Annotated in this window: 19 protein-coding genes; 12 read left to right on the forward strand and 7 right to left on the reverse strand. The window is 72.2% G+C overall.

All coding sequences use genetic code 11. The features are described from left to right. Positions 1-45: 45 nt before the first annotated feature. Genes nth through J5X75_RS39275 form a run of 4 tightly spaced genes read left to right on the forward strand, consistent with a single transcriptional unit; the run spans position 46 to position 3,296 of the window. Positions 46-831 carry an endonuclease III gene (nth, locus tag J5X75_RS39260; RefSeq protein ID WP_307798560.1) on the forward strand — a complete coding sequence of 262 codons (786 nt, stop codon included), beginning with the start codon at positions 46-48 and terminating at the stop codon, positions 829-831. After that, entirely contained in the window at positions 828-1,379 is a 552-nt protein-coding gene (locus tag J5X75_RS39265; protein WP_208472799.1) for a TlpA family protein disulfide reductase, read from the forward strand. The genes nth and J5X75_RS39265 overlap by 4 nt, the downstream gene beginning before the upstream one ends. Next, on the forward strand, positions 1,376-2,089 hold the full coding sequence (locus J5X75_RS39270; RefSeq protein WP_208472800.1) for an NUDIX hydrolase: 714 nt from the start codon (positions 1,376-1,378) through the stop codon (positions 2,087-2,089). The genes J5X75_RS39265 and J5X75_RS39270 overlap by 4 nt, the downstream gene beginning before the upstream one ends. 28 nt (positions 2,090-2,117) lie before the next feature. Then, positions 2,118-3,296, forward strand: a complete 1,179-nt coding sequence (locus J5X75_RS39275; RefSeq protein WP_208472801.1) for a MarP family serine protease — start codon at positions 2,118-2,120, stop codon at positions 3,294-3,296. A 443-nt stretch (positions 3,297-3,739) separates the two neighbouring features. Here the strand turns inward: J5X75_RS39275 and mycP are convergent, their stop codons facing one another. Continuing rightward, positions 3,740-5,056: a type VII secretion-associated serine protease mycosin gene (gene mycP / locus J5X75_RS39280; RefSeq protein WP_238490777.1), complete on the reverse strand. Its 1,317-nt coding sequence runs from the start codon at positions 5,054-5,056 to the stop codon at positions 3,740-3,742. Positions 5,057-5,194: 138 nt separating this feature from the next. Next, entirely contained in the window at positions 5,195-9,163 is a 3,969-nt protein-coding gene (gene eccCa / locus J5X75_RS39285; RefSeq protein ID WP_208472803.1) for a type VII secretion protein EccCa, read from the reverse strand. Positions 9,164-9,292: 129 nt separating this feature from the next. On the opposite strand from eccCa, the gene eccD reads away from it, so the two are divergent. After that, entirely contained in the window at positions 9,293-10,714 is a 1,422-nt protein-coding gene (gene eccD, locus J5X75_RS39290) for a type VII secretion integral membrane protein EccD (protein ID WP_208472804.1), read from the forward strand. A 116-nt stretch (positions 10,715-10,830) separates the two neighbouring features. On the opposite strand, the gene J5X75_RS39295 is transcribed toward eccD, so the two are convergent. Together J5X75_RS39295 and J5X75_RS45080 are read right to left on the reverse strand one after the other, a co-directional pair. Next, positions 10,831-11,340: an inorganic diphosphatase gene (locus J5X75_RS39295; RefSeq protein ID WP_183224342.1), complete on the reverse strand. Its 510-nt coding sequence runs from the start codon at positions 11,338-11,340 to the stop codon at positions 10,831-10,833. A gap of 2,226 nt (positions 11,341-13,566) precedes the next feature. Continuing rightward, the gene (locus J5X75_RS45080) at positions 13,567-14,043 is read right to left on the reverse strand and encodes a hypothetical protein (protein WP_238490766.1); all 477 of its coding nucleotides are present in this window, start codon (positions 14,041-14,043) and stop codon (positions 13,567-13,569) included. 46 nt (positions 14,044-14,089) lie between these two features. Between J5X75_RS45080 and J5X75_RS45085 the strand changes: the two genes are divergently transcribed. The 7 genes from J5X75_RS45085 (at position 14,090) to folE (ending at position 22,049) form a co-directional block, all read left to right on the forward strand. Next, on the forward strand, positions 14,090-14,407 hold the full coding sequence (locus J5X75_RS45085; protein WP_238490767.1) for a hypothetical protein: 318 nt from the start codon (positions 14,090-14,092) through the stop codon (positions 14,405-14,407). A gap of 494 nt (positions 14,408-14,901) precedes the next feature. Then, positions 14,902-16,335 carry a D-alanyl-D-alanine carboxypeptidase/D-alanyl-D-alanine endopeptidase gene (gene dacB, locus J5X75_RS45090; RefSeq protein WP_238490768.1) on the forward strand — a complete coding sequence of 478 codons (1,434 nt, stop codon included), beginning with the start codon at positions 14,902-14,904 and terminating at the stop codon, positions 16,333-16,335. Positions 16,336-16,387: 52 nt separating this feature from the next. Next, entirely contained in the window at positions 16,388-17,428 is a 1,041-nt protein-coding gene (locus J5X75_RS39305; protein WP_208472806.1) for an Rv3626c family coenzyme F420 biosynthesis-associated protein, read from the forward strand. Between the two features lies 1 nt (position 17,429). Continuing rightward, positions 17,430-18,404, forward strand: coding sequence for a tRNA lysidine(34) synthetase TilS (gene tilS, locus J5X75_RS39310; RefSeq protein WP_208472807.1), 975 nt, complete (start codon positions 17,430-17,432; stop codon positions 18,402-18,404). A gap of 64 nt (positions 18,405-18,468) precedes the next feature. Continuing rightward, positions 18,469-19,044 (forward strand): hypoxanthine phosphoribosyltransferase, encoded by a 576-nt coding sequence (gene hpt, locus J5X75_RS39315; RefSeq protein ID WP_208472808.1) that lies wholly within the window; start codon positions 18,469-18,471, stop codon positions 19,042-19,044. Positions 19,045-19,296: 252 nt separating this feature from the next. After that, complete coding sequence (gene ftsH, locus J5X75_RS39320) at positions 19,297-21,312, forward strand: ATP-dependent zinc metalloprotease FtsH (protein WP_208472809.1); 2,016 nt, start codon at positions 19,297-19,299, stop codon at positions 21,310-21,312. 77 nt (positions 21,313-21,389) lie between these two features. Then, positions 21,390-22,049 carry a GTP cyclohydrolase I FolE gene (gene folE, locus J5X75_RS39325; RefSeq protein ID WP_208472829.1) on the forward strand — a complete coding sequence of 220 codons (660 nt, stop codon included), beginning with the start codon at positions 21,390-21,392 and terminating at the stop codon, positions 22,047-22,049. On the opposite strand, the gene J5X75_RS39330 is transcribed toward folE, so the two are convergent. The 3 genes from J5X75_RS39330 to J5X75_RS39340 are packed head-to-tail and all read right to left on the reverse strand — an operon-like array spanning position 22,042 to position 25,574. Next, positions 22,042-22,302 (reverse strand): hypothetical protein, encoded by a 261-nt coding sequence (locus tag J5X75_RS39330; protein ID WP_208472810.1) that lies wholly within the window; start codon positions 22,300-22,302, stop codon positions 22,042-22,044. The two genes, folE and J5X75_RS39330, sit on opposite strands and share 8 nt — an antisense overlap. 3 nt (positions 22,303-22,305) lie before the next feature. Next, positions 22,306-22,989, reverse strand: coding sequence for a hypothetical protein (locus J5X75_RS39335; protein ID WP_208472811.1), 684 nt, complete (start codon positions 22,987-22,989; stop codon positions 22,306-22,308). Beyond that, positions 22,986-25,574, reverse strand: coding sequence for an FtsK/SpoIIIE domain-containing protein (locus tag J5X75_RS39340; RefSeq protein WP_208472812.1), 2,589 nt, complete (start codon positions 25,572-25,574; stop codon positions 22,986-22,988). Before J5X75_RS39340 ends, J5X75_RS39335 begins: the two co-directional genes overlap by 4 nt. Between the last annotated feature and the right edge of the window lies 1 nt (position 25,575).

A 25,575-nucleotide genomic window follows, 5' to 3' on the forward strand; every position in this document is an offset into this window, starting at 1 on the left:
CCGACGTACTCTTTACCGGTGACCCGACCCCGCGCAGCGACTGCCGTGCTTTCACGCTTCGCGGGGGAGACGCCGCTGGGCCGCAAGCGCCGGGCCCGGAAGATGGCACGGGAGCTCGCCGAGACCCATCCCGACGCGCACTGCGAGCTGGATTTCACCAACCCGCTCGAGCTGGCCGTCGCGACCATCCTGTCCGCACAGACCACCGACGTGCGGGTCAACCAGGTCACCCCGGAGCTGTTCCGCCGCTACCGCTCGGCCGCCGACTACGCGGCGGCCGACCGGGAGCAGATGGAGACGCTGCTGCGACCCACCGGCTTCTTCCGGGCCAAGACCAACTCGCTGATCCGGCTCGGCCAGGCGCTGTTGGAGCACCATGACGGGCAGATCCCCGGCAAGCTGGACCAGCTGGTGAAGCTGCCCGGCATCGGCCGCAAGACCGCCAACGTGATCCTGGGCAACGCGTTCGGCGTGCCCGGCATCACCGTCGACACCCACTTCCGGCGGCTGACCAACCGGTTCGGCTGGGTCGACGAGCAGGACGAGGTGAAGATCGAGTTCCTGGTCGCCGACCTGATCGAGAAGCGCGACTGGACGATGCTGTCGCACCGGGTGATCTTCCATGGGCGGCGGGTGTGCCATGCGCGTACCCCGGCTTGTGGAGCCTGCACCCTGAAGGCGATGTGCCCGTCCTACGGGACCGGCCCGACCGAGGCCGCTCCGGCGGCGAAGCTGCTGAAGGGCCCGCGGGCGCGTGAGCTGGCGGTGGCCGCCGGTGTCGATCCCGGCCTGGTCCCGGCCGCGGCGGTCCTGGCCCCGGAGGAGCCGTGAGACCGCTCGTCCCGTTGATCGTCGCCGCCCTGGCGCTGTCCGCCTGCACCACCACCGCCGAGCCCGATGAACCGGATATAGCGTCTCCTTTCGCGACCTGTTCCTCTCTCGGGGGCGGCGGCAGCCCATCAGCCGACATTCCGGATATCGCGCTCCCGTGCTTCACCGGCGGAGCCGAAATGAAGCTGCGTGACCTGCGCGGACCCGCGGTGATCAACCTCTGGGCGTCGTGGTGCGGCCCGTGCCGCGAGGAACTGCCGGTCATCCAGGGCCTCGCCGACCGCGCCGACGGCCGGTTCACCGTCGTCGGCGTCGACATCGGCGACGACCGGGCCGCCGCCGCCGACTTCGCCGCCAGCCGCGGTGTCGACTTCCCGACCCTGTACGACCGGGAGAAACGGCTCCTGGACGAACTCGGGCTGGCCGCACTGCCCGCGACCGTCTTCATCGATGCCGACGGGGGGATGTACGTGCACCGGGCCGCCATGGACGTCGACCAGTTGATCGAACAGATGAAGAAACACACGGGCGTTACGGTGTCCCGATGAGCCGCGGTGAGGTGCTGGGACGGCCGGACGGACTACCCGGATGGTTCGATCCGCTGCTGACCAGGGTCGCCGAATGCCGTACCGAGGACTTCACCACCCTGCGCCGCCCCGTCGGGAAAGGCGGCCGGTCCAGCGCCGTGCTGGTCCTGATCGGCGAGGGCGACGACGGCCGCCCCGACCTGCTGGTCCTGCAACGGGCCGCGACCATGCGCAACCACGCCGGGCAGCCGGCCTTCCCGGGCGGCGCCACCGATCCGGACGACGCCCACGCCCCGGCCACCGCGCTGCGCGAAGCCCAGGAGGAGGTCGGCCTCGACCCGTTCTCGGCCGAGGTGCTGGCGCTGCTGCCCGAGCTGTGGATCCCGGTCAGCGGCTTCGTCGTCACCCCGGTGCTCGCCTGGTGGCGCAAGCCGCATGCGGTGCATCCACTCCAGCCGGCCGAGGTGGCGCATGTCGCGCGGCTGCCGATCAGTGAACTCGCCGACCCCGCGAACCGTATCCGGGTGCGTCATCCGAGTGGCTGGATCGGGCCCGCCTTCCAGGTCCGTGGGCTACTCGTCTGGGGTTTCACGGCGGGAGTGATCGCGGCGATGCTGGAGATGGCCGGCTGGGCGGTCCCGTGGGAGCCGGGGCGCGTCGTCGAGCTGCCGGATGCCAGCGCGCCGGTTCCGGCCGCTCGCGGCGGGGCGCCGGACGAGGTGGTGCCGTGAGATGGACCCCGACTTCTACGCTGAGTGAGTGCCCGTGGTCGATGTCATCCTGATCGTGCTCATGGTGCTGTTCGCGATCAGCGGATACCGCCAGGGCTTCACCATCGGTGCGCTGTCGCTCGGTGGCTTCTTCAGCGGCGTCCTGATCGGTCTCCAGCTCGGGCCGCTGATCGCCCGCCAGTTCGACAACGGGACGGTCCGGCTGGTCGTCGCCCTCGGCGTCATCCTGGTGCTGGCCGTGCTCGGGCAGACCCTGGCCGGTTGGCTCGGCACCAACCTGCGGCAGGTCATCCAGAGCCGCCCCATGCAGTACCTCGACGACGCCGGCGGAGCGCTCGTCTCGATCGTCGCCGTGCTGCTGGCCGCCTGGCTGGTGGCCGTGCCGTTCCAGTCCACCCCGTTCCCGGCGATCAACCGGGAGGTCCGCGGCAGCGCCATCCTCGGCGGCATCAACGAGCTGATGCCCGAGCAGGTGCAGGCGCTCTCCTCCGGGCTGCGCGACACCCTCGACACCAACGGCTTCCCGGACGTGTTCGGCGGCTTCGCCCGGACCCAGGCCCGCGAGGTCCCGGCGCCCGACCCGGCGCTCGCCGGCTCCAAGGTGGTGCAGGAGTCCAAAGCCTCGGTCCTCAAGATCCTCGGCTCGGCGCCCAGCTGCTCCCGCCGCATCGAGGGCACCGGCTTCGTCTACGCCAAAGAGCGCGTCATGACGAACGCGCACGTGGTCGCCGGCACCCGCGAGGTCGTCGTGGAGAGCGGCGGCCGCCAGATCGAGGGCAAGGTCGTCGTCTACGACCCCAAGCGCGACCTGGCCGTCCTCTACGTGCCCGGCCTCAAGGCGCCGGTCATGCCGTTCGTCGCCAAGGAGGCGGCGAGCGGCGCCAACGCCATCGTGCTCGGCTACCCGCAGGACGGCCCGTACAACGCCCAGTCCGCCCGGGTCCGCGACGTCAGCCGCATCACCGGCCCGGACATCTACGAGTCCGGCGACGTGACCCGCGAGATCTACACGATCAAATCCCTGGTCCGCAGCGGCAACTCGGGCGGCCCCCTGATCGACCCGAACGGCGACGTCCTCGGCGTCATCTTCGCGGCCGCCGCCGACGACAAATACGTCGGCTTCGCCCTGACAGCCGACGAGGCCGCCTCGGTGGCCCAGGCCGGTCGCACAGGCACCCGAGGCGTCCGCACAGGCGAGTGCGCATAACCCCTTCCCCGGTACGCCCACCCGCCCCGTAGCCCCCAGCACCAACCTGCCACGCCCCCTTGGCCCGCCCCCACCCACCCGGAGCCCGCCCCGCGCGGCCGGCACCACAAGGTCCGCCCCATGCGGTCGGCACCACACGGCCCGCCCGTGCGGCCGGCACCACACAGCCCACCGGATCCGGCTGGCCCCCAAAGCTGTCTGGTGTGCTCCGAACAGCTCTGAGAGCCAGCTGGGAAGATCCACTCCACGGGACTCGTCCTGGCCGCGGGACGGTCACGCTGAGCGGGGCGGCGGCGTGACGGGCACAACCGCAAAACGCCGCCGGTGTCGAGGCAAGTGATTTCCCGACGCCAGCGGGGTGTGCTGGCGGCGGGAAATCACCTGCCTCGACACCGGTTACAAGGCGTTTTGCCGCGGAGCGAAGCGGAGCAATTAGGCCCAGCTCAGGCGCTGTCGGCGGCGAAGCGGCGGATGGTTATCGCGGCCGCGATCGCGGAGAGCACGAACAGCAGGATGGCGATCCAGCGGGCGACCGGGACGCCGGTGTGGGTGGGTTCGGTGGGCGCCGCCCAACCGCCCGCGTTCTCGCCCGAGGTCGCGGTGGTGGAGTGGGGCTGGGTGCTGGCTTCGGGGGCCGACTGGGCCTGGCCGGAGACCGGCGCGCTGCCGAAGCGGGCGACACCGGCGGGTGGGGTGGTGTCGAGCGGGTTGCCGGGCACCTGCGGAACGTCCGCGGTGAGCGCGGCGACCGGGTCGACGAGGCCGAAGCCGAACTCCGGGTCGCGGCCCGGGTCGCCGCGGTCCTTGGCGGTTTTGATGATCCGGTTGACCACCTCGCCGGCGGGCATGTCCGGCCAGCGGGAGCGGATCAGTGCCGCGGTGGCGGCCACCATCGGGGCGGCGAAGCTGGTGCCCTGGACTTTCCAGTAGCCGCCGGGCCGGGCGCCGACGAGCTCGTTGGCCGGGGCGGTGACCACGGTCTCCTTGCCGGTGATGGAACCGGACCACAGGCCTTCGCCGTCCCGGTCGAGCCCGCCTACGGCGATCACGCCGGGTTCCCTGGCCGGATACCACACCCCGGAGCGCGGGGTGGTGGCCGTGGCGGTGCCTGTCGCGTTGCCGGTGCAGGCGATCACCACGACGTCTTTGGCGAACGCGTAGTCGATCGCGGCGGACAGGATGGCGCTGGATCCGCTGCCGCCGAGGGACAGGTTGACCACCTTGGCGCCGTGGTCGACCGCCCACCGCACGCCCTTCGCCACGATCAGGGCGTCGTCGTAGCGGTTCTCCTCGTCCAGCACCCGGACCGGAAGGATCTTGGACTTCGGGGCGATGCCGACGACGCCCTGTGGGTCGTCGGAGCGGCCGGCGATCAGCGCCGACACCGAGGTGCCGTGCCCGACCGGGTCGCTCTCGCCGTCGCCCTTCTTGTCGACCAGGTCGAGCCCGGGCAGCACCTGACCCTCCAGGTCGGTGTGGTGGGCGTCCACCCCGGAGTCGATCACCGCGACGGTGACGCCGGCGCCGTCCGAGTAGTTCCACGCCTCGGCCAGGTTGAGCGCCTGCAACTGCCACTGGTCGGCGCGCACCGTGTCTCCGGCGGTGTCGACGGGCTCGGCCAGGATGCCGGCGCCGTGGCCGACCGGAATCGGGGCGGTGGACTCGACGACGGCTGCCGGGCCGAAGGCGATCAGGCCCGCCAGCGCCGAGGCGCTGAGCCGTCGGCTCAGCACCGGCCACCGCCATCGGGTGCCACCCATCGCGGCCTGTCCGGCCGGGACACGATGCTCACACTGCTCACGGGTCGGCGTCGCCATTCTGAGACGGGTCAGTCGGACGGTCAGTCGATGGAGGGAGATTACTCTCCCACAGCGGCGTGTCGCTGCGGTCCTTCGTGGCTAATCGCACCGAGAGTCTGTCGATTTTTCGCCATCGCGAAAAGGTGGCCGGTGTGCCAGCTGAATCAGGCGGACGCCCTCACGCCGCGTGATCAGCCGACCACGCCCGGGTGGCAGGTTCGCCGGCCGGACGTTGCCGATGAGCGCCCCCTCGTCCGGTGCCCCGGACATCACGAGACCCGGCGCGGAGAGTTCGCGCAGCCGCTGGATCACCGGCTCGAACAGGGCCCGCCCCGCGCCACCGGACCGGCGGGTCAGCACCAGGTGCAGACCGATGTCCCGGGCCTGGGGAAGGTATTCCAGCAGCGGCAGCAGCGGGTTGGTCGGCCCGGCCACCACCAGGTCGTAGTCGTCGACCAGGACGAACAGCTCCGGACCGGTCCACCAGGACCGGTCGCGCAGCTCGCGGGCGGTCACGTCGGGGCCGGGCAGCCGGCGTTGCATGTACCCGGCGGCGGACAGGATCAGATCGGTGGTCTGCTGAGCCTGCATGCCGTACCCGATCCGGTGTTCCGACTCGGGCAGATCCATCAGGCTGCGCCGGTAGTCGACCAGGATGATCCGGGCCTCCTCCGGCCGGAACCGTCTGGTGATCGAGGTGGCCAGCGCCCGCAGGAACGACGACTTGCCGGCCTCCGCGTCACCGAAGAGCAGGAAGTGCGGGTCGGACGCGAAGTCGATCTCGACGGGCCGCAGGTCGGCCTCGGAGATGCCGATCGGCAGCCGCAGGCCGGTGCCACCCTCGACGGGCAGGTCGCTGTACGGAACCGACGCCGGCAACAGGCGCACCCGCGGCGCGAGCGGCCCCTCCCAGGCCGCCGCCACCGCCTTGACCAGGCCGGCGGTGTCCCCGAGCGTGCTCACCTCGGGCCGGACGGTGAGCAGGTGCAGGCCCCGGTTGCGGTCGGTGGGGTGCTCGATCATGCCGCGGCCGGGCGTCTGGTCCGGCACCGCCTGCGCGGCCCGCCGGTTGACGACCGAGTCGGACGGGTCGCCGAGCCGCAGTTCCAGCCGGGAGCCGAAGAGATCCCGGACGGCCGGCCGGAAGTCCATCCACCGGGAGGCCGCCGCCACCAGGTGGATCCCGTACGACAGGCCGCGGGTGGCCAGGTCGGTCAGGACCGGTTCCAGTTCCTCGTACTCCTTGCGGACCGTGGCCCAGCCGTCGACCACCAGGAACACGTCGCCGAACGGGTCGGAACCGCCGGCCCGCCGGCTCCGGTACGCCGCCATCGAGTCCACCCCGAGTTCGGCGAACCGGGCTTCCCGCTGGGCCAGCAGGCTCACCATCTCGCCGACCGAACGCCGGACACCCTCCGCGTCCAGCCGACCGAACACCCCGCCCACGTGCGGCAGGTCCCGCAGCGTGCCGAGGGAGCCGCCGCCGAAGTCCAGGCAGTACACCTGCACCTCGGCCGGCGTGTGGGTCAGCGCCAGTCCGCAGATCAGGGTCCGCAGCGCGGTCGACTTGCCGCTCTGGGTGCCGCCGACCACCGCGACGTGCCCGGCGGCGCCGGCCAGCTGCAGCCACATCACGTCACGCATCTGCTCACGGGGCTTGTCGACGACCGCGATCGGCACCTGGAGGCGACCGTGCAGCGCCGGGTTGGTGAAGGCCAGCCCGCGACCCGGGGCCACCCCGACCGGGCCGAGCAGCTCGTCCAGCACCTGGGACACGTCGAGCGGTGGCAGCCACACCCGGTGTGCCGGTGGACCGTGCCCGACCAGCCGGTCGACGACCACGTCGGCCAGTGTCGGGTCCGACGGATCGACGGCCGGTTTCGGCTTGGGCGCGGTGACCGGCAGCGCCATGTGCTGTGTGGTCCACGGCAGCACCCGCAGGTCGGCGCGATCGGGCGTGCCGCCGCCCCCGAACGCCTGGCGGATCGGCCCGCCCACGTAGGCCGCCTTGAACCGGACCAGCGGCTCGGTGCCGAACTTCATGTAGGCGTGACCGGGCGAGCGGGGCAGCTCGTGCGCGTCCGGCACGCCGAGCACCGCCCGTGACTCCAGCGCGGTGTTGGTCCGCAGGCTGATCCGGTACGACAGGTGGGTGTCCAGCCCGCGCAGCCGCCCGTCCTCCAGCCGCTGACTGGCCAGCATCAGGTGGACGCCCAGCGACCGGCCGAGCCGCCCGATCTGCAGGAACAGCTCGATGAACTCGGGCTTCGCGTTCAGCAGTTCGGTGAACTCGTCGACGATCACGAACAGGGTCGGCAGCGGGGGCAGCGGGGCGCCACCGGCCCGGGCGCGGTCGTAGTCGTACAGTCCCGCGTAGTTGCCCGCCTTGGCCAGCACGTTCTGACGCCGGGCCATCTCGCCCTCCAGGGCGTCGGCCATCCGGTCCACCAGGGGCAGCGCGTGCTCCAGGTTGGTGACGACCGCGGCGGTGTGCTGCAGCCGGTCCATCGCCGCGAACGCCGCGCCACCCTTGAAGTCGATCAGGATGAAGTTGAGCATCTCGGGCGAGTGGGTCGCGGCGAGTGCCAGCACCAGCGTCCGCAGCAGCTCCGACTTGCCCGCGCCGGTGGCGCCGATGAGCAGGCCGTGCGGGCCCATGCCGTCCTGGGCGGACTCCTTGATGTCCAGCTCGACCGGCAGCCCGTCCTCGCTCACGCCGATCGGCACCCGCAGCCGGTCGCGCGGCGAGCGGGCCGGCCAGCCGTGCGCCACCGAGTAGTTCTCCGGGTCGGCGATGCCGAGCAGCTCGGGCAGCCCGGTCTGGGCCGACGCGGTGGGGGCTCCGGTCGGATCGGGGGCGCTGGCCAGCCGCAACGGCGCCAACCGCCGGGCCACCGCCTCGGCCTCCGCGACGGTCAGGCCGTCCGCCCGGCCCACCTCGCCTTCGTGATCCATCGTGTAGGTGCCGAGCATCCCGTCCGACCGGACCTCCAGCACCAGCGCCGACCGGTCCAGCAGCCGGGGCGGCGCGGTGTCCAGGTCGAGCACGGTCAGCCCGTCCAACGCGTCGTCGAGCCGGGTGTTCGCCGGCTCGGCGCCGTCCACCACCACCAGGACGTGCGGCACGGTGCCGGCGCTCTCCCCGGGATGGAACCGCGGCCGCGAACCGATCACCTCGTCCAGCAGCTCGGCCAGCCGGGGCTCGTCACCGGCCACCAGCCGGACCGGCCCCAGCGCGTCCAGCTGGCTCGGATGCTGGGCGTGCGGCAGCCACTTGATCCACTCCCACCAGCCGCGCGCCTCCTGGCCGGCGCAGACCGCGATCACCAGCTCATCCGGCCCGTGGAACACCGCGAGCTGGGTCAGCACCGCCCGGACCAGGGCGCGCGGACCCTCCGCGCCAGGCGCGTCACCGCGGATGTAGACCCGGGAGAACCCGCGCAGCGACATCGCCACCGGCAGGTCGGGCACCACCGAGTACGCGTCCAGGAACCGGCGCAGCGCGCCCGCCGTCATCGGCTCCAGCTCGTCCAGCGGCCGGGCGACCGGCGGCACCAGCGGGGTGGCCAGCGTCTGCGGGCCCACGCCGACACGGACCACGCCGAAGTCCGGGTCCCCGCCGCGCCGCTCCCACAACCGGTGGCTGCCCACCGTCGACCAGAGCCGCTCCGGATCGGGATGGCGGTAGAGCAGGCCGGTCCGTTGCCGCTGGGCGCTGTCCCGCGCCCGCTTGCGCAGCGCCGCGAGATGGCGAAGGTACTCCCGGCGGGCGGACATCATCTCCGCCTTGCGCGGCGCTCCCGAGGCCCCGAACGAGGTGGTCAGCATGGCCAGCGAGGAGACGCCGAAGAGGCCGCCGATCACATACGAATACGCCCCGCCGCGGCCCTGCCCCATCATCATCGCCATGGCCAGCGTGCCGCCCAGCATGGGCAGTGCCATCAGCCACTGCTGCCAGCGGGCCGCCACCTGCTCCGGGATCTCCGGCGGCGGTTCGACGGTCAGCGGATCGGACGGAATCTCCGGCGCCGGCCTGCGGGCCGCACGCCTGACCATCACGGTGCCCACATCCGCTCCCTCGACCGGTGAACCAGCCCCGGCCATCTCGGGACTTCACGACCGGCCCATGCTAGGTAAAGTTCCGTCGATCCCGCAGCCTCGACCACGGTTGCTGTGGACGAACGGAAGGAATTCCTGGTGAGCGTCGGTCTAGCCCGTGTGACGATCAGCGCACCGCACCGTCGGGTCGACGTGGCACTTCCCGAGCAGGTTCCACTGGCCGAGCTGCTGCCCGAGGTGCTCCGGCACGCCGGCGAGGGTCTCGCCGACGAGGGCGAGAAGCACGGCGGGTGGGTGCTCCGGCGAGGCGACGGTGTCGCTCTCGCCACAGCTCAGGGCCTCCAACCCCAGGGGGTACGCGACGGCGAGGTGCTGCACCTCGTCCCGGCCGGCGACGAGTGGCCCGAGCTGGAGTACGACGACGTCGTCGAGGCCATCGCCGAGGGCGCCCGCCGCCGGGGCGGTGTCTGGACCCCGGCCGCCACCCGGACAGCGACCCTGGCGGCGGCCGCCGTCCCGCTCGCGCTCGGCCTGCCCGCCCTGCTGCTCAGCGGGCCGGACGGGGAGTTCGCCGGGATCGCCGGGCTCGGCGTGGCGCTGCTGCTGGCGTTCACCGGCACCATCGCGTCCCGGGCGTACGGCGACGGCCGTGCCGGGATCGCCCTCGGCGGGTACGCGTTGCCGTACGCCTTCGCCGGAGGCGCGATTCTGATCACCTCCGGCGACGGTGGCGGTGTGTTCACCGCGCTGCCCTGGCTCGGCGGACCGGAACTGCTCGCCGGATCGGTCGCCGTCCTGCTCGTGTCGGCGCTGGCCGGGGCCGGTGTGGCGGCCGGGGCACGGTTCTTCACAGCCGGCGTGACGGTCGGCCTGCTGGGCGCGCTCACCGCCGCCACCGGGCTGTTCACCGACGCGGCCGGTGGCGCCGCGGTGCTGATCTCGGTGCTGGTCTGCGGGATCGGGGTGCTGCCGCTGCTCGCCGTCCGGTTCGGGCGGGCCCCGCTGCCGCCGGTCAGCCTGCCGCCCGGCGTCGAGTCGGCGGTTCCGGACGGCCAGTCCCGCCCCGGGGCCGACACGGTCCGTCAGCGACCGCAGCGTGCGGTCGTGTTCGCGGCGGTCGAGCGTACCGATGAACTGCTTGCCGGAATGCTCCTCGGCCATGCCGTCCTGGCGGCCGGCGCCTACGCCGTGCTCGCCACCGCGGGCACCCTCTCCGCACGCATCCTGCTCGCGGTCAGCGCGGCGGCGCTGCTGCTGCGCGCCCGCCTCTTCGTCACCTGGCGGCACCGGGTGCCGGTGCTGGTCGCCGGCCTCGCCGGTGGCGCCGCACTCGGCGCCGACCTGCTCACCGGCGCCGGCGACGCCCTGCCCGCGGTGATCGCGGGAGCCGTCCTGGTCGCGCTGATCACGGTGGGGGCCGGAGCCCGGTACGCGAGCCGCCCACCGTCGCCCTACCTGGGCCGTGCCGCCGACTGGCTGGACGCCCTCACGGTGGTCTCGGTGATCCCGGTGGCCTGCGCGGTGACCGGCCTCTACGGCGCGGTGTCCGGTCTGGGCTGACGCCCGTGTGAGCTATCTCTCCCGGGTCCGCCGGCTGGGACACCCGGCAATACGACCGCACCTGCGGGGCGGGCCCCACAGGTGCGGTCGGTCAGCGGTCTCGCGGGAGCGATCGATCAGTGCTCGCCTTCGCCCTCGGCGGCCTCGGCGGCCTCGGCGCGCTTGAAGGAGGCCCGGATCTCGGCCTCCGCCTCGATCCGGCCGGTCCAGGTCGCGCCCTCGACCGACTTGCCCGGCTCCAGGTCCTTGTAGACCGTGAAGAAGTGCTGGATCTCCATCCGGTCGAACTCGCCCAGGTGGTGGATGTCGCGCAGGTGCTCCTGACGCGGGTCCTCGTAGGGAACGCAGAGCACCTTGTCGTCGCGGCCGTGCTCGTCGGTCATCCGGTACATGCCGATCGCGCGGGCCCGGACCAGACAACCGGGGAAGGTCGGCTCCTGGATCAGCACGAGCGCGTCCAGCGGGTCGCCGTCCTGCCCGAGGGTGCCCTCGATGTAGCCGTAGTCCGCGGGATACTGTGTCGCGGTGAAGAGGGTCCGGTCCAACCGGATACGTCCGGTCTTGTGGTCCACCTCGTACTTGTTGCGCTGCCCCTTGGGGATCTCAACCAGAACGTCGAAATCCATTATTCGCTCCCCTTTTGCTTGCCCGCTTGAATAGACCGGTCCGCCGGGCAGGGAAGCGGGGGTTGGATGCAGGGCCCGCAGGATCCGCGCGCGACGGTGTGCCGGATGTCGCTAGTCTCCCCTAAGTCTGACGCCACGGGTGAGGAGGGGCGTGTGACGAGGCAAGATTCACATGACGGTCCGGAGGGACGCGGCGTGTCGGATGCACAGCCCGGCCCCGAAGAGGGTAATGGATCCGCGGACCCGTCCGGGGCATCTCCGGCATATCCGGATAAATCGGGCGTGACCGATCCGTCGTCCGCTTCCGCGGCCCCCTCGGCCGGCCGCGCCGTCGTCCCGCCCGCGGGCCCCGGCGCCCGGATGCCGTTCCCCTGGCAGCAGGAGGACGCGTCCGCCCCCGGCCGCGCCCCGGCCACGCCACCGAACGTCACCCCGGCCGGACCGCCCTCGCCCGGCGTCCCCCCATCCACCGCGCCGCAGACTCCCGGCCCGGCCTCCCCACCGCCCGCGCCGACTCCAGGTCAGGCTTTCCTGCCTTCCGCGTCGGTTCCGGGTCAGGCTTCCCCATTGCCCGCGCCGACTCCGGGTCAGGTTTTCCCGCCTTCCGCGTCGGCTTCGGGTCAGGCTTCCTCGCCGCCCGTGCCAACTCCGGGTCAAGCTTTCCCGCCTTCCGTGCCAACTCCGGGTCAGGCTTTCCCGCCTTCCGTGCCGGCTTCGGGCCAGACTTTCTCGCCTTCCGCGCCGCTTCCCGGCCGGGCGAGCGTTCCGCAAACACCGGTCGCCGGCCCGTCGCCCGCCGGATCGGCATCCACCTCCGGGAGCGCATCGATCCCCCAGGCATCTGCGCCCGGCCAGGAATCCGGCCGGTCACCCGCAAACCCACACCCATTCGGTACGCCCGGACAGCCGCCCACGCCACAAGGCCCCGCCGCCGGTCGGACGCCGGACATGGGTCACCCTTCCGTACCGGGTCAGGCGCCTACATCTGCGCAGGCCCAAGCGCACGGTCAGCCTCTTACGCCCGGACAGACGGCCGGCACAGCTACCCCGGGCGGTCCGGGAACCGGACAGATGGCCGGTCCTCCGGCCTCGATGGCCGACCTAACCGCTTTCCTGCCCGGAGCCGCGGCCGGCCGAATACCCGCCTCGCCCGAACCCGGGCGGAAAATCGACTCGCAGTCGCAGTCGCAGTCGCAGTCGCAGTCGCAGTCGCAGTCGCAGTCGTCGGGGGCGGGCCGGCCCGTGCAGGCGTCGCCTTCGGGCCCGGCGGTCGGTCCGCGGACGCCATCGGTCGCGCCGATGGGTGCCGTGCAGATGCCGTCGACCGCACAGACGGGACAAGCTGTGCCGCCGGGGCAGCCTGTGCAGATGCCTTCGGGCGTGCAGCCGGGGCAGGCCGTGCCGCCGGGGCAGTCCGCGCAGATGCCTTCGGGTACGCAGATGGGGCAGGCCGTGCCGACGGGGCAGTCCGCGCAGATGCCTTCGGGTACGCAGATGGGGCAGGCCGTGCCGCCGGGGCAGCCAGCGCAGATGCCTTCGGGCGGACAGATGAGACAAGCCGGGCCGGTGGCGCAGGCCGGGCATGTTGAGCTGCCCGGGTATGTCGGGTCAGGCGCACCGGCGGAACCGGCCGGGGCGGGAAGCGTTCCGGGTCCCGAGGCCGCGCCGCCAGGGTCGATGTCGCCGAACTTCGTCCCCGGGACTCAACCGACGCATCCGGGTGTTCCTACGGCCGCGGTGCCGGGGCGAGCGCCTTCCGTGGCACCGGAACTCGGGCCGACCGCGCCGGATGGCCGTGGTGAGGCCGCGGTGGCGGGTGGGCGAGTTCCCACGGCGCCGTCCGGCGAGTACCCGCCCAGCGGCCCGGGACCGATCGGGAACTGGCCGGGCCACCGCCCCGACCAGGCCACGGACCGGCCAGGCCAGGATTCGCCGGCGCAGCCCCAGGCCGGGGCGGACCACGGCGGCCTCCCGCAGGCAGGCTCGACGCCAGGCCGGCCGGACCGTGCCGCGGTCCCGCGGGATGAGGGCGCGGGTCAACCCGGAGAACCGGCCGTGCGCGGTGCCTGGGCGGCCGGGCCGCCCGTGCACGGTGGGCCGGCGAGTCTTGCTTCGGATGATGCGCGAACGGTGAATTCGGACCGCGGCGGCGTTCCGAACCGGCCGACCGACCTTGGGCAGGCCGGGGCGCCGAGACGTCCCGCTGATCTGAGTCAGGTCGCCGGATCAGACCGTCCCGGCAGTGGACAGCCCGGTACTCATGGACGTTCCGCCGGCTCCGCCCAGGTCGGCGCCTCGGACCGGACCGGCGATCCCCGTCAGCTCGGTGTCTCGGGTCAGGCTGCTGATTCCCGTCTGCCCGGCGTCTCGGACCGGCCCGGTGATCCCCGTCGGCTCGGTGTCTCGGGTCAGGCTGCTGATCCTCGTCAGCTCGGTGTCTCGGGTCAGGCTGCTGATCCTCGTCAGCTCGGTGTCTCGGGTCAGGCCGCCGATCCCCGTCAGCCTGGTGTCCCCAGTCAGCCCGGAGATCACCATTTGCCTGGTGATCTTCGTCTGCCCGGCGACCCGAGTCAGTCTGTCGACTCCCGTCAGCCGGCCAATCCGGCTCAGCCTGGAGAGCACCGTCTGCCTGGCGATCTCCGTTTGCCCGGCGATCCCCGTCAGCCCGGCGGCTCGGGGCAGTCTCCCGATCCCCGTCAGCACAGTGGGCAGGGGAAGGCCGTGGTGCCGGGCCGATCTGAGGCCGGCCATGCTGCTGTTCCGGGCGGGCCTGGGGCCGGTCATGTTGTGCCGGGCGGGCCTGGGGCCGGTCATGCTGCTGTTCCGGGCGGGTCTGGGGCCGGTCATGCTGCTGTTCCGGGCGGGTCTGGGGCCGGTCATGCTGCTGTTCCGGGCGGGTCTGGGGCCGGTCATGCTGCTGTGCCCGGTCGGCCGGGCGATGGGCAAGGCGCGGACCCGGGGAAGACCGCTGACTTCGGGCGGCCGCTCGACCCGGGACGGACCGCTGACCTCGGGCGGGCACTCGAACCAGGACGGCCGGCCGATCCCGGACGGGCGCCCGGTCTGAGGACAACTGCCGCTTCGGGCCAGGACGACGATCCGGGGCGTACCGCCAACCTGGGGCAGATCGTGAGCCGGACCGCTGCTCCGGGCCGTTCCGTGGATCCGGACCGGACCGCGAGCCTCGGCCTGCCCGCCGGCGGGATCCCACCCCTGCCGGGCGCACCCGGTGGAACCCAACCTCGCGACGGCGGACCGGCGGTTAGTGGACCGGCCGGTGGGCCGGCGACCAGCGGACCGGCGACCAGCGGACCGGCCGGCGGACCGGCGACCAGCGGACCGGCCCGCGGACCCGTGGGCGGCGGGGCCTGGGCCGGTGGAGTGAGCGCACCGGCGGATCCGGGTGGCTACGGGCGCGCCTCCGTGCCGTTGAACACCGCCTCGGTGGGTGCACCGCCGCGAGGAGCGCAAGCACCGCATCAGCCCGGCGCGGGCGTTACGGCCGGGACCGGCGACGGCATCGCTCCGGACCAGGCGGTTCCTCGCAGATCCCGTACGAAAATGGTGTCCGCTCTTGTGATCTTGACGCTGGTGGCGGGGGCGGCGGCAGTGGGTCTCGTGGTGCGGCCCGGGCCGGTCGACGAATGGCTCGGCGCCGAACCGGCCACCGCGCCCACGACGGCGGCGCCCACTCCGGAGCCGACGCCGACGCCGGTGCTGCTGGCGGCCGACGTGGACGGCTCCGCACCGGACCCGGCGGCCGTCAAGGCGGCGCTGGATCCGCTGGTCGACGCACCGGCGCTGGGTTCCACCGTGCACGTTCAGGTGGTCGACGCGGCGACCGGGACGCTGCTGTACGAGCGGAACGCCGACAAGATGACCACCCCGGCCTCGACGACGAAGGTGCTGACCGCGGCGACCGTGCTGGCCGCGCGCGGGCCGGCGCACCGGCTGGAGACCCGCGTGGTGGCGGGGAGCCGGCCCGGCGAGGTGGTGATCATCGGCGGCGGTGACCCGACGCTGGCGGTCGAGGAGGACGACAAGGACCTCTTCCCGGGGGCGGCCCGCCTGGACGATCTGGCGGCGCAGGTGAAGAAGGCGCTCGGCGGTACGAAGCCGACCCGGGTGACGGTGGACACCTCCCTGTTCACCGGGCCGGAGACAGCACCCGGCTGGGGTAGCGGGGACATCGCGGACGGGCAGGTGGCCCGGATCCAGCCGCTGATGGTCAACGCGGGGCGGATCGAGCCGGTGCACAACGAGTACGGCGGGGATCCGCGGCACTCGGATCCGGCACTGGCGACCGGCAAGCTGTTCGCCAAGATGATCGGCGTTCCGGCGTCGGCGGTGGCGAAGGGGAAGGCGCCGGAGACGGCGGCCGTCGACCCGTCGCCGTCGGCGGCGGCCTCGGCGACGATCGCCCCGGGTGACGAGCTGGGCAAGGTCGAGTCGCCGCCGATGGTGCAGATCGTCGACTGGATGTTGCAGATGAGCGACAACGTGGTGGCGGAGGCGCTGGGCCGGCAGGTCGCGCTGGCGGCCGGCGCGGAGCCGAGCTTCAAGGGCGCGGCCACCGCGATGACGGACCAGCTGACCGAGCTGGGCCTGCCCGCCGAGCTGGCCGTCCTCAATGACGCGAGCGGCCTGTCCAACCGCAACACCATCGCCCCGGAGCTGCTGGTCAAGACGCTGACGCTGGCCGCCGGCGCGGATCAGCCGGCGCTCAGCAACATCTTCAACGGCCTGCCGGTGGCCGGCTGGTCCGGCACCCTGGAGACGCGGTTCGCCACGCCGAGCGCCAACGAGACCGCGCAGGGCGTCGTCCGGGCCAAGACCGGGTCGCTGAGCGGGGTGAACACGCTGGCCGGGGTGCTGGTCACCCGGGAGCGGCGGGTGCTGGCCTTCGCGATCATGGCGAAGGGCGGGGCGAACGCGATCACGGCCCGGGCCGCGCTGGACGACATCGCCGCCCGGTTGGTCGCCTGCGGCTGCTGATCCGGGGTTTCACCGGAGTGCGCTCTGGAGCCGCGCGGGTACGGTGGGCTGCATGGCGCAGTTCGTTGACTGGGATCTGGCCGCCGCGACCGCGGGCGCGCTGTCGAAGACGGGCCCCGCGGTCTCCTACGAGGAGGCCACCCAGGTGGTGTCCGAGCTGCGGACGCTGACCGACGAGGCGGCCGTGCACGTGGCGGCCTACACCGGCCTGATCGCGCAGACCGACGTGCCGCCGGTCCGTGTGGTGGACCGGCGGGACTGGGCCCGGGTGAACATCGCCGGTCTCCAGAAGGTCATCGGCCCGCTGGTCAGCCGGCTCTCCGGGGACCGGGAGCCCAGCCCGTTCGCCGACGCGATCGGCTCCCGGGTGACCGGCGTGCAGGCCGGCACGGTGCTGGCCTACCTGTCCGGCCGCGTCCTCGGCCAGTACGAGGTGTTCTCCGGCGAGCCCGGCCAGCTGCTGCTCAACGCGCCCAACATCGTCGAGGTGGAGCGCAAGATCGGCGCCGACCCGCGGGACTTCCGGCTCTGGGTCTGCCTGCACGAGGTCACCCACCGCACCCAGTTCACCGCGGTGCCGTGGATGCGTGGCTATTTCCTCGGCGAGGTGCAGGCGTTCGTCGACGCGTCGCAGGGCGGCGAGCACATCCTGGAGCGGCTGCGCCGGGGCGTGGCGACCCTGTCCGAGGCGCTGCGCGACGAGGAGAGCCGGGTCTCGATGCTGGACGTCGTCCAGACTCCCGCCCAGCGGGCCGTGCTGGACCGGCTGACCGCGCTGATGACGCTGCTGGAGGGGCACGCCGAGTTCGTCATGGACGGTGTCGGCCCCGAGGTGATCCCGACGGTCGAGTCGATCCGGGCGAAGTTCAACCGCCGCCGGGAGAGCGGCAACCCGCTGGAGAAGGCGGTGCGCCGGGTGCTCGGCATCGAGGTCAAGATGCGGCAGTACGCGGAGGGCCGCAAGTTCGTGCACGGTGTCGTCGAGCGGGTCGGCATGGCCGGCTTCAACAAGATCTTCGAGTCGCCGCTCACCCTGCCCCGTCTGGAGGAGCTGGGCGACCCGGACGCCTGGGTCACCCGGGTGCACGGCTGACATGGCCCGGATCCCGCCGCCGGTGGCGGCCGTCCGCACCGCCGTGCGCCGGGGGCTGGCCGATCTGCCGGGTGACGCCCTGGTTCTGGTGGCCTGCTCGGGCGGGGCGGATTCGCTGGCGCTCGCGTCGGCGGCCCAGTTCGTGGGCCGCCGGGTGGGCCTGGTCACGGTCGATCACGGGTTGCAGGAGGGCTCGGATCGGCGGGCCCGGTCGGTGGCCGCCTGGGCGCGGGACGCCGGCTTCGACCCGGTGCGGATCGCCACGGTGTCGGTGGCCGGCCTGCCGGGCGGCCCGGAGGCGGCCGCCCGCACGGCGCGGTACGACGCGTTGACCACCGCCGCCGCCGACCTGGGGGCGGCCGCCGTGCTGCTCGGTCACACCCGCGACGACCAGGCCGAGACGGTGCTGCTGGCGCTGGCCCGCGGGGCCGGCCCTCGTGGACTGTCCGGGATGCCCGGCCGGCGGGGGATCTTCCGGCGGCCGCTGCTGGACGTGGCCCGGGCGGACACCCGCAAGGCCTGCGCCGCCCTGGGCCTGGCCCCGTGGGAGGACCCGCACAACACCGACCCGGCGTACGCCCGGTCCCGGGTGCGTTCCGCGGTGCTGCCGGTGCTGGTCGACGCGCTGGGTGCGGGCGTGCTGGGCAACCTCGCGCGGACCGCGTCCCTGCTGGCGGCGGACAACGAGGCGCTGGACGAACTCGCCGGTGCCGCCCTGGAGTCGGCCCGGTCGCCGGGCGGGTTGTCGGTGCGGGCTCTCGCCGCTCAGCGGGCGGCGATCCGGGGGCGGGTGCTGCACCGCTGGGCGCGGGAGCTGGGGGCGCCGGGGGCGGCGCTGGCCTTCGGGCACGTGGTCGCGATGGACGCCCTGGTGACCGACTGGCACGGTCAGGGCCCGGTGCATCTGCCCGCCGGAATAGGTGTGGCTCGCCACAGGGACGACCTCGTACGGGTGGTTCCGGCCCATATCAAGTGAGGCGTCCCGTTCGGAAAGTGGCCCCGTTGGCCGAACGGTAACTTCCATACGGCAGGCTAGGCCCATGGCTGATGGCTCTTGGTACGACACCGACATCGACCACGTGATCATCTCGGAGCAACAGATCCGGGACAAGATCGACGAACTTGCCAAGCAGGTGTCGGTGGACCACACCGACGCCGACGGTGGCATCCTCCTGGTCTGTGTGCTGAAGGGTGCGGTCATGTTCATGGCCGATTTCGCCCGCGCGCTGGGGAAGCACGGTCCGTCGACCGAGATGGAGTTCATGGCCGTCTCGTCGTACGGGCAGGGCACCACCTCCTCGGGCGTGGTGCGCATCCTCAAGGACCTGGACCGGGACATCACCGGCCGGCACGTGCTCGTCGTCGAGGACATCGTGGACTCCGGTCTGACCCTCTCCTGGCTCATGAAGTACCTGGAGTCGCGGCAGCCGGCCAGCGTCGAGGTGGTGGCCCTGTTCCGCAAGCCGGACGCGGTCAAGGTGCAGGTTCCGGTGCGGTATGTGGGCTTCGACATCCCCAGCGAGTTCGTCGTGGGGTACGGACTGGACTTCTCCGAGCGCTACCGGGAGTTGCCGTACGTGGGGGTCTTGAAGCCCGAGGTGTACGCCCGTAGCTGAACCGCTTTCTCAGCGTGTTCTCAGTATTGGTCGTTATGGGCGGTTTTGCACACGAACCGCCCTGACTTCCCCACCGATACCCAGCCTTCGCGCTACCGCCTCACGGGTTCGTCGACGGCACCTACGGTGTACGGTCGAGTGACCAATGGCGTAGTCGTCACAAGCGCCGGAGGGGCCGCCCACCACGCGGCGACGTTGAGGTGACCAGGACGCCGATCAGGAGGGTCCGGGCGCTTGGCGCCCGACAACAGTATGGAACGTACGCGTTTCTTCCGCCGCCCGGTGGTCTGGATCATTCTGGTGATCATCGGCGTAGTGGCGCTGAGCTCTTTCTTCACCAGTGGTCCGAGCTACCAGAGGGTAGACACTTCGGTCGCGCTTGAGCGTCTGAACCAGCCCGGGATCAAGAAGGTCGTCCAGAAGGACAAGGAGCAGACGCTCCAGATCGATCTCGAAAAAGACGAGACGTTCAACAACAAGTCGACCGACAAGATCGAGACCCAGTATCCGTACGAGCTCACCGACGAGATCTGGAACCAGGTCGACCAGGCGAAGGACCAGGGCCGGATCTCCGGCACCGTCAACGCCACGGTCTCCGGTGACAACATTCTCCTCAGCATTCTGATCAACCTGCTGCCGATCGCGATCCTCGTGGTCCTGCTGCTGCTCTTCATGTCGCAGATGCAGGGTGGCGGTTCGCGGGTGCTCAACTTCGGCAAGTCCAAGGCGAAGATGATCACCAAGGACACGCCGAAGACCACGTTCGCCGACGTGGCCGGTGCTGACGAGGCGGTCGAGGAGCTCCAGGAGATCAAGGACTTCCTCCAGAACCCGACGAAGTACCAAGCCCTCGGCGCCAAGATCCCGAAGGGTGTGCTGCTGTTCGGCTCCCCGGGTACGGGCAAGACGCTGCTGGCCCGGGCCGTCGCGGGTGAGGCCGGAGTGCCGTTCTACTCCATCTCCGGCTCGGACTTCGTGGAGATGTTCGTCGGTGTCGGCGCCAGCCGGGTCCGCGACCTCTTCGAACAGGCCAAGTCGAACGCTCCGGCGATCGTCTTCGTCGACGAGATCGACGCCGTCGGCCGGCACCGTGGCGCCGGCATGGGCGGCGGCCACGACGAGCGCGAGCAGACCCTCAACCAGCTGCTGGTCGAGATGGACGGCTTCGACACCAAGGGCGGCGTCATCCTGATCGCCGCGACCAACCGGCCCGACATCCTGGACCCGGCCCTGCTGCGTCCCGGCCGTTTCGACCGGCAGATCCCGGTCGACAACCCGGACATGGAGGGTCGCAAGGCGATCCTGCGGGTGCACGCCAAGGGCAAGCCGTTCACGCCCGACGTCGACCTCGACTCGGTGGCCCGCCGCACGCCCGGCTTCTCCGGCGCCGACCTGGCCAACGTGATCAACGAGGCCGCGCTGCTGACCGCCCGGCACGACAAGCGGGCGATCGGCAACGACTACCTCGAAGAGGCGATCGACCGGGTCATCGCCGGCCCCGAGCGCCGCACCCGGGCGATGAGCGACAAGGAAAAGAAGATCACCGCGTACCACGAGGGTGGACACGCGCTGGTGGCCTACGCCCTGCCGCACTCGGCCCCGGTGCACAAGGTGACGATCCTGCCGCGTGGCCGCTCGCTGGGTCACACGCTGGTCCTGCCGACCGAGGACAAGTACACGCAGACCCGCGCCGAGATGATCGACACCCTGGCGTACGCGCTGGGTGGCCGGGCCGCCGAGGAGCTCGTCTTCCACGAGCCCACCACCGGCGCCGGCAACGACATCGAGAAGGCCACCAACCTGGCCAAGGCCATGGTCACCCAGTACGGCATGAGCTCCAAGCTGGGTGCCGTCAAGTACGGCACCACCGGCGACGAGCCGTTCATGGGCCGCAGCATGGGCCACGACAAGGCGTATTCGGACGCGGTCGCCGCCGACATCGACGCCGAGGTCCGGGCCCTGATCGAGCTGGCCCACGACGAGGCCTGGGAGATCCTGGTCGAATACCGCGACGTGCTCGACAACATGGTGCTTGAGTTGATGGAGAAGGAGACCATCACTCAGGAGGACATGAACCGGATCTGTGCCCGGGTGGCGAAGCGCCCGCCGATGTCGCCGTTCAACGGCTTCGGCAAGCGCCTGCCCTCCGAGGCGCCGCCGGTGCTCACCCCCGCCGAGCGGGAGAAGCTGAAGGCGCAGGCCGAGGCGGACGGGCAGATCGCGGTCGGCCAGAACCCGAACGCGAACGGTGCGGAAGGCAGCAACTAGTGAACCCTTTTCAATCTGGCATCGAGCCTGAGGATGCCGGGCCGTTGGCAAGCGCCGGCGACAGCGGGCCTCGCCACATTGAAAAGGGTTCAATCAGCACGCAGGACGAACTCGACTATCTCGCCGCCCGCCTGGTCGACGGCAAGCTCACCGGCACCCCGGTGGAGCAGGCCGTCGACCTCGGGCGGATCGAGAAGGCGGTCCGGGAGATCCTCATCGCCGTCGGTGAGGACCCGGACCGGGACGGTCTCCAGCGCACCCCGGCCCGGGTGGCCCGCGCCTACGCGGAGCTGTTCGCCGGCCTGCGGGTCGACCCGGCCACCGTGCTCACCACCAGCTTCGAGGCGGACCACGAGGAACTCGTCCTGGTCCGCGACATCGAGGTGCAGAGCATGTGCGAGCACCACCTGCTGCCGTTCAAGGGCGTGGCGCACATCGGCTACATTCCCGGCACCGACGGGCGCATCACCGGCCTGTCGAAACTGGCCCGCCTCGTCGAGGTGTTCGCCCGCCGCCCCCAGGTGCAGGAGCGCCTCACGTCGCAGATAGCCGACCTGCTGATGACACAGCTCGGCGCCCGCGGCGCGATAGTCGTCCTGGAGTGCGAACACCTCTGCATGGAGATGCGCGGCATCCGCAAGGCCGGCGCCCGGACCGTCACCTCGGCGGTGCGCGGCGGCTTCCAGACCGACGGCAAGGTGCGGGCCGAGGCGATGGCCCTGATCAACGCTAGATGACGTTGCGGTACTGATCCGCCGAGTCGATCGCCGCATGCGTGAGCTGCACGGCCTCGTCCAGGCGGGTCCGCGCCTGCTCCAGATGCGCGATCGCGGCCGCGGCCGCCGGATGGAACGAGCCGACCGCGGTCATCCGCATCCGGGCCAGCGCCTCGTCCAGCTGATCCGACACGGCCCGGATGCCGCCGACCGCCTGCCGGGCGCCGTCCACCGTGGCCGCCACGTTGACCTTGACTTCCTCGACGTTCGCCATGCCCTAATTGAACAACGCTTCCAGGCCGGTGCCCGCACAGGTGAGCAGGACCGGCGTCAGGCAGGCGATGAGCCCGGCCACCGGCGTGCGATCCACCTTCGCCCCCTCACCGCCGTAGACGAATCCGATCGTCGCCCACCCCATCCCGAACGCCAGCAGCGGCATGCTCAGCCCGCACAGCAGCGCGTAGGTCGACGACGAACCCGGCGGGGCGACCAGGAACAGCAGCACCTGCACGATCAGCACGGCGGCCGCGAACGGGCCGTAGATCAGCAGGTTGCGCGCCCACGGCCGCGCCGGCCCGGCCGGAGCCGGCCCGATGAAGGCATGATCCGCGGCGTCCGCGGTGACGCGCGCCTGCCGCAGCGCCGTCAGCACGGCGGGCGGTCCACCGGCCACGCTGTCCATCGCCGCCGCCTGCTCGGCGGGTTGCGGCGTCAGATCCCTCTCCGGTACGCGGAAATCGCGCGCCAGACGAGCCCGTTGCGGGGCCAGGCGCGCCCGGACCGACGTCAGCTCCTGCCGTGCGGCCGCCACCGTCGCCGCATGCTCACCCGCCGACGAACTGGCCGCCCGGCGCAGCGCGTCCAGCTCCCGGGCCGCCTCCAGATAGTCCGCCCACGGCCCCGGCGCCGGCGGCCCCGCCTGCACCGGGATCACTCCGTGCTGTTCCGCCTGGTCGGTCACGGCGCGTCACTCTCCGGCGCTACGAAAGGGACCACGGTCACCGTGCGATCGGTCTGCCGGTCGTGCAGCAGCGCCCGGTTCTCCCGTGGCTGCCAGTCCACCGGACGGCCCAGCATCAGCGACACGTCCGACTGCGGAACGTTCAGGAACAGCAGACCGGCCACATCCTCCCGGCCCATGCTGCCGCCGGTCTCCTCGTTGAACCGGCGCACCCCGCGCCACCAGGACAGCAGATGCACGCCGCGGCTCGGGCCCTCCCGCAACAGCCGCCGCAGACCGGTCAGGCTGCCCGGCGGCGCCGCGTCCAGCCCGAACACCACCCGGTAACCGGGCCGCTCCGGATCCAGCTCGGCGGCCAGCCCGGCGGCGTCCACCACCGTCACCTCCTGCCGGTGCCCGATCTCGGCGGCCAGCTCGGCGGCCAGCTCGTCACCCTCGGCCACCATCGAGGCGATCACGAACCGGGTGGTCCGCGGCGGATGGCAGGCGGCCAGACTCCGGGCCGCCGCGTCCAGCACCTCGGCCCCGGTCGTCTGCGAACCCAGGATCGCCAGATGCCGGCCCGGCGACGAGTCCAGCGGGAACGCGGCCGACGACAACGCCACGTCGATCACCCGGCCGACCAGCGCCGCCGGGCGCGCCACCCGGCCCGCCAGCGCCGCCCGGTACGTCGGGTCGTCGGCCAGATGCTGATGCGCGTACCCCGCGAACACCCGCGGCGGCTGGGCCTGCAGGTCGCGGGCACCCCACAACCGGTGCCGCAGATCGCTCAGCAGCGTCTGATCGGCGTGCGGGTCGGGGAACCGGACCACCCGCTCGTGCCCTCGCGTGGCGCCCCGCGGCCCGCCCAGACCACCGGCCGTGTTCACCACGGCGCTGCCCATCGGCAGGCCGGCCGCCGCGTCGTTCGTCGGCTCCAGCACGTCCCCGCCGCCCGGCAGCGCGATCCGCACCGGGAACTGGCCGAAGATCGAGTCGCGTTTTGCGTACAGCGCTTCGACACCGAGCACCGTCTGGCTCGCCAGGACCAGATGAATCCCGTACGACCGGCCCTTGCGCGCCAGCGACTCGAGCAGCGCCACCGCCTCGGCCGCCATCGGATCGTTGCCGGCCAGCAGCACCTGGAACTCGTCGATCACACACAGGACCCGGGGCAGCGGACCGCCCCGGCCCTCCTCGGCGGCGACCGCCCGCAGATCGGCGAACCGCGACACCCCGGCCCGCTTGTAGGCCAGCGACCGGCGGCCCATCTCGGCGTCCAGCTCGCGGAGGACGGCCAGACCGTACTCCCGGTCCGACTCGACACCGACCGCGCGGGCGTGCGGCAGCCATGTCCGGTCCCGCTGGGTCGGGACGAACTCGGCGAACGACACGCCCTCCTTGAAGTCCAGCAGGTAGAGCGCCAGCTCGTCCGGGCTGTAACGGGCGCCCAGCCCGTACAGGACATTGATCAGAAAGGCCGTCTTGCCGGCGCCGGACCGGCCGCCCAGCATCCAGTGCGGGGTCAGGTCGTTGAACCGCAGCACCAGCGGCACGTCACCGTGATGGCCCACCACGGTCTCCACACCGGCCGCCGCGTCCTGCGACCACAACTCCTCGTCCGGCAGCAGGTCGGAGAGGGTGACCCGGGACGCCTCCGCCGAATCGGCCGCCAGCTCCCGGCACACCGCGTCGACCAGGCGCGGCGGCGGATCCTCGTCCAGGAACACCGGCGCGTTCAGCCACGTCGTCTGCGGCGCCGACCCGAACGTCCCGCCCGGCGGGTCGCCGACGATCGCATACGGGTTACGCACCGAGATGGCCGTCGTCCGCGGCAGCGGCGCCTGCGTCGTCTCCGCGGTCAGCGGCGGCGGCGGCCAGCCCGCCACGATCAGATGCAGCCCGGAATCCGGGCCCTGCTGAGCCAGCGCCGCGATCCGCCGCAGCTCCTCGCCCTCGGTCAGCTCCGGCAGACTCGCGATCACCACGAGCAGGCTGCGGTCCCGCCGACCCCGCCGGCCACCGGACCGGGCCGGGCGCAGCCACTTCTCCGCCTCGGACAGCACGTCCCGCAGACCCTGCCGATCGGTCGCCGGCGGTGACATCAGGCCCGCGTCGGACAACTCCTCGAACGGCGCGAACACCGCACCGCCACCGACCCCGTCCACCGCACGCACCAGCAGCGAACCCGGCGGGGCGGCCGCCAGCAGACGCAACAGCAGCGACCGCAGCAGGCCGAACACCCGCGGATCGGTGGCCGTCGCGTCGATCGTCAGATGCCCGGTGCCCAACAACGGCACCACGGCCGGAAAGCGCACGTCATCGAGCGGCTGCGCCAGCCCCACCCGGACGAACCGCGGTATCCCGTCCCCACCCAGCGGCGCGACCGGCGACAACGCGTCAAGCGTCGAACCCAGCCAGCCCGGCGCCAACCGCGCCGCCGCCGCCCGCAGCCGGTCGGCCAGACGATGCTGCTCACGCGGGTCGGCGGCGGCCGGAGCGTACGCCTCCAACGCGACAGCGGCCGCATCCGCCGCCGCCACAGCCTGCCGGTGCAGAGCAGCGGCCTGCCGGACCCGCAGAGTCGAATCAGCCACTGCCGTCACC

It is taken from the genome of Actinoplanes flavus, from assembly GCF_017592555.1.
Classification (GTDB): Bacteria; Actinomycetota; Actinomycetes; order Mycobacteriales; family Micromonosporaceae; genus Actinoplanes; species Actinoplanes flavus.